Here is a 5648-nt window from a genome sequence, read left to right as displayed (position 1 = left end):
CAGGGCTCAGCCGGCGGGGCGGGCGAGGGTGAGGGAGAAGTCGCCGTCCGCGTCCGTCCAGAACTCCGCGACCTCCATCCCGGCCGCGCCCAGCTCGGCCTCCAGCCGTTCCCGGCGGAACTTGGCGGAGATCTCGGTGCGCATCTCCTCACCGGCGGCGAACGACACCGCCAGGTCGAGGCCGCCCACGCGGACGTCCTGGTCCCGGGTGGACCGCAGGCGCATCTCGATCCACTCCTCGGCGTCGTTCCAGACCGCGCGGTGCTCGAAGGCGTCCGGGTCGAAGTCCGCGTCCAGTTCGGCGTTGATGACGTGCAGGACGTTGCGGTCGAACTCGGCGGTTACCCCGGCCGCGTCGTCGTAGGCGGCGACGAGCCGTCCCGGGTCCTTGACGAGGTCGGCTCCCAGCAGCAGGAAGTCGCCCCCGGACATGGTGGCGCGGACGCCGCCGAGGAACCCGATCCGCTCGGCGGGGGGCATGTTGCCTATCGTCCCGCCGAGGAAGGCGACGAGGCGGCGCTCCCCGCCCGGCAGCAGGTGCAGGTGCCGCTCGTAGTCGGCGACGACGGGCCGGACGTCCAGGCCGGGATGGTCGGCGGCGATCCCCGCCGCGGCCTCCTCCAGGAAGTCGCCGCTCACGTCCACTGGCACGTACGTGCGCAGCGTCCCGGCGAGGGCGTCGAGCAGCAGCCGGGTCTTCTCCCCCGACCCGGCGCCGAGTTCCAGCAGCGTCCGGGCGCCGGTGGCGGCGGCGACGGCGGGCGCCCGCGCGACGAGGATCTCCCGTTCGCGGCGGGTCGGGTAGTACTCCTCCAGCTTGGTGATCTCCTCGAACAGGGCGCTGCCGCGCTCGTCGTAGAACCACTTGGGCGGCAGGGTCTTGGGCGTGCCGGTCAGTCCCTCGTGGACGTCGTTGCGGAGCGTCTTGGCGAGGTCGTCGGCGGTCAGGAACCGGTCCACGTGGTTCTCCTCAAAGGGCGTGATCGACTTAAAGGGGCGTGATCGACACGCCGGACGCGAGCCCGGCGGTGACGAGGGAGCGGTCGGGGACGGCCTTCCATCCGGCGTCGCCGTTCAGCGGCTCGGACGCGATCCGGATCTGGTCCGCGCCCTCGCGGACGAACAGGGAGTCGCCCCAGGTCGTGGCGGCCAGGGACGTGCCGTCGGAGGCGAGCAGGTTGTAGCGGCCCGGGGCGAACGCGGTGATCTCGCCGACGACGGCGGCGAGGCCGTCGCCGAGGGACGCGCCGTCCCGCCAGCGCCGGACGGCGAGGGCGAAGAGCGGCGCCGAGTCGAGGGGAGCGCGGGCGTCGGGCACCGCGGCGAGGTCCCCGGCGAGTTCCCGGAGCCTGCCCTCGACGCCGCCGAAGTCGTCGATCCTGCCGTTGTGGCTGAACAGCCACGACCCGGCCCGGAACGGCTGGGCGCACGCCTCGTCCACGGGGAACCCGGCCGTCGCCGACCGGACCGCCGCGACCGCGCAGGACGCCCGGACCGCCCCGGCGACCTCGCGGAACGACTGGTCGGTCCAGATCGGCTGGGCGCGCCGGAAGCGGACGGGCGCACCGTCGCGGTACCAGCCGACGCCGTAGCCGTCGGCGTTGAGGATGCATCCCTGCGTCATGCGCGGCGCGTACGACTGGGTCTCCAGCGAGTGCTCACCGTCGTAGATGAGCGAGTGCAGCGTCCGCTCAGGCCCCAGGTAGCCGAGATGGCGGCACATCTAGCTCCCCTCCCCGGCGACGGAGCGCGCACAGCGGAAACCGGAGAAGATCTGCCGCCTGATGGGGTAGTCCCAGTTGCGGAATGATCCGCGCACGGCGAGCGGGTGCGTGGCCCAGGAGCCGCCTCTCAGCACCTTGTACTCGGGGCCGAAGAACACCTCCGAGTACTCCTTGTAGGGGAAGGACCGGAAGCCCGGATAGCCGCCGAAGTCGGACGACGTCCACTCCCACACGTCCCCCAGGAGGCGCCTGACCCCGTACGCCGAGGCCCCGGACGCGTGGGCGCCCGTCTCGGACGGGCGGAGCGCCCGCTGCCCCAGGTTGGCACGCCCCTCCTCGTAGGCGTCGCCCCAGGGATAGCGGCGTGACCGGCCGGCCACCGGATCCCAGCGGGCGGCCTTCTCCCACTCGGCCTCGGTCGGCAGCCTCTTGCCGGCCCACCGCGCGTAGGCGTCCGCCTCGTACCAGGACACGTGCTGGACGGGCTCGTCCGGCGGGACGGGTTCGGTCCGCCCGAACCGGCGCCGCAGCCATTGGCCGCCCTCGCGGCGCCAGAAGGCGGGCGCGCGTTTACCGCCCCCGCTGCGCCATTCCCATCCGGCGGGATCCCACCATCGCGGATCGTCATAACCACCGGCTTCCATGAAGGAGATGTAGGCGGCGTTGGTAACGGGCTCGACGTCGATGTAGTACGCCGGGAGATCGACAACATGGGCGGGACGTTCGTTGTCGTACGCCCAGGGATCGTCCGACGTGCCCATTTGGAACGGCCCCGCCTCGATCAGGACCTCGCCTATCCCGGAACTCCCGGCAGGGCCCTTCCGCGGTGGCCCGGTGACCGGGTCGAGCAGCGCGGGAGCGCCTTCGCGCAGTTGGTGCGTGGCCAGCATGGTCTCGTCGTGCATGTGCTCGTGCTGGACGACCATCCCGTAGACGAACCCGCCCGAGGTGAGCGGATCCGCGGTGTCGAACCGCACCGACGGCAGCGCGTCCAGCACCTTGGCCCGCACCGTGCCGATGTAGGAGCGGGCCTCGTCCGGCGGCAGCAGCGGCAGCGACGGCCGCTCGGCGCGCGGATGCTCGAACGCGTCGTACAGCCCGTCGATCTCCGGGCGCATCGCGTCCGCGCCGGCCGCGGCGCGCAGCAGCCACAGCTCCTCGTAGTTGCCGACGTGCGCGAGGTCCCACACGAGCGGTGACATCAGCGGGGACACCTGCGAGGTGAGGTCCGCCTCGTCCAGGACGTCGGTGGTGAGGCCGAGACTGCGGTCGCGCACCGCGCCGAGCTCGCCCGCGATGAGTTCCTTCAGCGCGTCCTCGTCTGCGGCGGCCGGGTGCGCGGCGGGCGCGTCCCGGGGGTTCGTCCGGGTCATGTCGCATCCTCCTCGGACAGGTTCGGGGGCGGAGCGGGGTCGTCGGCGGGGCAGCGCCCCCGCTCGACGTAGCGGCGGGCGTACTCGTCCACCAGCGGGACGAGGCCGGACGCGCCGAGCCGGGGCAGCGCGTCCAGCGCCGCGGCGAAGCAGGCCCGCGACGCCGCGGCCAGGGGCGGGTCGGACAGGCCGAGCCGGGCGGCCTCCGCCCACCGCCCGGCCACCGGCTCGGCGGCCTCCTCCGCGGCGCGCGCGGCCGCGGGGTCGTCCAGCAGTGCGGTCGCGACCGCGACGGGGACGGGCCAGTACGGGCCGGGCAGGGCGTCGATCATGCGCAGCTCCAGCCAGCCGCGCGGCCGGACCGGCGGGAACAGGGTGGACAGGTGGTAGGTCAGGTCGTCCGCGCAGGGCTCGCCCTTGGCGAGCCACTCCAGGAACGACATCCCGGGATCGGACACCCATTCGCCCTCGGCGGTGTGGACGAGCATGACCCGCGCGTCGAGCGCGTACCTCGTCCACGCCTCGGCGGGGTCGGTGTCCGCGCCGTCCCGCAGGACGGGGAGCGTGCGGCAGGGGTCGAGCTCGGTCCAGATGCCCTGCCGGGACGAGCGCATCCCGGTCCGGCGGCCGGCGCGCAGCGGCGAGTTCGCGAACGCGGCGACGAGCACGGGGCCGAGCGCGTGCGCGAGCCGCCAGCGGCGGCACGCGTCGCCGGGGTCCGCGCCGATGTCCAGGTTGACCTGGACGGACGCGGTCGAGCACATCATCGCCAGGCCGGCGTCCGGGAACCCGCCCGCGCGGAAGTAGTCGCGCATGCAGGCATAGCGGGGATGGTCGGCCTGGTAGCGGGGGCGGCGGACGGGGTCGACGCCGTGCCCGGCGAGGGCGAGGCCGTCCGGCGCGAGGGCGTCCCGCACGTGCGCGACGTCCCGGGCGAGTTCGGCGTGCAGTTCCCCGAGCCCGCGGAACGGCGCGGAGCTGAGCTCCAGCTGCCCGCCCGGCTCGTAGGTGACCCGGCTGCCCCCGGGCGGCGGGCCTGCCGCGCCGACGAGGGCGCGCACCCGGTCGCCCCGGACGTGGGCGGCCGGGTCGGCGGCGTCGACGACGAACCACTCGGTCTCGGCGCCGACCGTCCCGGGCGGCCCCGTCTTGAAGCAGACACCGCGAACGTGCTGGTAGACGTCCTCCACGGTCAGGCGGGACACGGCTCACTCCTCAGCTGGGTGATGGCGGAAGCGAACCTTCCCAGCTGAACCGGATCAGAAATCCGACTAATTTGGCGAACTTCGCTAAATCTCCATGAACATCACCGTCCGCACGCTTCCCCGTTACCTTCCGTACTATTCGACGCCATGCCTAATCCCGGACTTCTCAGGCATTGACCGGAGACGCTAGAGTCCGTCAACCAGCGGTATGCACCATTCGTGGATGCCGGCCGACGATCGGGGAGGTCACATGCGCGGGGACATGGGCTCGCTCTACGACGCGCACGCCGACCGCCTGTACGCGTACTGCTGGTCGCTGGTCGGCGACCAGCGCGCGGCGGCGGCCGTCGGGGACGCGTTCACCGCGGCCGTCCACCAGCCGCCGCGCGGCGACACCGTCCTGTGGCTGTACTCGCTGTCGCGGTCGGCCTGCGCCGAGCGCGGCGCGTTCGCCGGCAACCTCGACGGGCGGGGCGGCGTGCTGTTCGCCGACACCGACCCGCTGCTGCGCGCCGCCGGGGCCCTGCGCACCGACCACCGCGAGGTGCTGCTGCTGTGGGCGGGCGAGTGGCTCGAACCGCACGACATCGCCCGCGTCCTCGGCATCGCGCCGGACACGGTGGCCCAGCTGCTCGACGCGGCGCGGACGCGTCTGGAGCGTTCCGTGCTCGACATCCTGATGCGCGGGACGACCCAGGCGCGGCACGACCTCATCACCGCGTTCGAGAAGAAGCGGCTGCCGCAGCTGCTGGCCCGGCGGGCCCCGGCCCGCGCGCCCGGCTGGCTGCGCGACCAGGTCCTCGCCGGCTGCGAGGACGAGGCCGTCCGTCCGCTGCCGAGCGTCGTCTCCCCGAGCCCGCTCGTGGTGATCGGCGCCGACCGGCCCCGCCGGGGCGGGACCGGCGACCGCCCGCGGCGCGGGCTGTCCGGCGGCCTGCACCGGGGCCTCGGCGCCGCGGCCGGCGTGGCCGCCTCCGCCGCGGCCGTCATCGGCCTGCTCGCCGCCTGGCCGTCGCCGAAGGGCGGCGGCGGGACCGCCTCGATCGTCCCGACGTCGTCGAGCGGCGGGGCGAACCCGGCGTCCGCGACGAACACCGCCGGCCCGCGGCACCCGGTGCCCGGCCTGTCCGGGACCGAGCGGGCGACGGGCGAGGTGCCCGGCTCCCCCGAGGCGCCGGCCCGGAACGGCGGTACCGGCCCGGCGCCGCGGACCGGCGGCGCCCCCGCCGGAGGCGGTGCGAACCCGGCGAACCCGGCGCCCCCGGCGACCTCGCCGGCCGGCACCCCCGCGAAGGAGACGGAGCGGCCGGCGCCGGGCACGCCGTCCCCGCCGGACGCCCCCGCCA

At 74.5% G+C, this 5648-nt stretch carries 4 protein-coding genes and 1 pseudogene; 1 reads left to right on the top strand and 4 read right to left on the bottom strand.

Annotation, left to right across the window (positions count from 1 at the left end; all coding sequences use genetic code 11):
* Window positions 1-6 precede the first annotated feature (6 nt).
* The 4 genes from egtD to egtA are packed head-to-tail and all read right to left on the bottom strand — an operon-like array spanning window position 7 to window position 4302.
* Window positions 7-960 carry an L-histidine N(alpha)-methyltransferase gene (gene egtD, locus E1289_RS36145; RefSeq protein WP_131988446.1) on the bottom strand — a complete coding sequence of 318 codons (954 nt, stop codon included), beginning with the start codon at window positions 958-960 and terminating at the stop codon, window positions 7-9.
* Window positions 961-988: 28 nt separating this feature from the next.
* Window positions 989-1723: an ergothioneine biosynthesis protein EgtC gene (gene egtC / locus E1289_RS36140; RefSeq protein ID WP_131988444.1), complete on the bottom strand. Its 735-nt coding sequence runs from the start codon at window positions 1721-1723 to the stop codon at window positions 989-991.
* A complete protein-coding gene (gene egtB, locus E1289_RS36135) occupies window positions 1724-3097 on the bottom strand; it encodes an ergothioneine biosynthesis protein EgtB (protein WP_131988442.1) in 1374 nt (457 codons plus the stop codon).
* Window positions 3094-4302 (bottom strand): ergothioneine biosynthesis glutamate--cysteine ligase EgtA, encoded by a 1209-nt coding sequence (egtA, locus tag E1289_RS36130; protein WP_131988440.1) that lies wholly within the window; start codon window positions 4300-4302, stop codon window positions 3094-3096. Before egtA ends, egtB begins: the two co-directional genes overlap by 4 nt.
* Window positions 4303-4552: 250 nt before the next feature.
* Between egtA and E1289_RS36125 the strand changes: the two are divergent.
* Window positions 4553-5648: pseudogene (locus E1289_RS36125) on the top strand (hypothetical protein); the annotation flags it as partial.

Origin of the sequence: Actinomadura sp. 6K520 (assembly GCF_004349245.1) — a bacterium.
Taxonomy (GTDB): domain Bacteria; phylum Actinomycetota; class Actinomycetes; order Streptosporangiales; family Streptosporangiaceae; genus Spirillospora.
The sequence above is the reverse complement of the archived record's forward strand: the minus strand, read 5'-3'. Positions and strand labels throughout refer to the sequence as shown.

Coding starts and splice junctions, on each gene's coding strand:
- egtC (WP_131988444.1), bottom strand. CDS start 1,723: ATGTGCCGCCATCTCGGCTACCTGGGGCCTGAGCGGACGCTGCACTCG.
- egtB (WP_131988442.1), bottom strand. CDS start 3,097: ATGACCCGGACGAACCCCCGGGACGCGCCCGCCGCGCACCCGGCCGCC.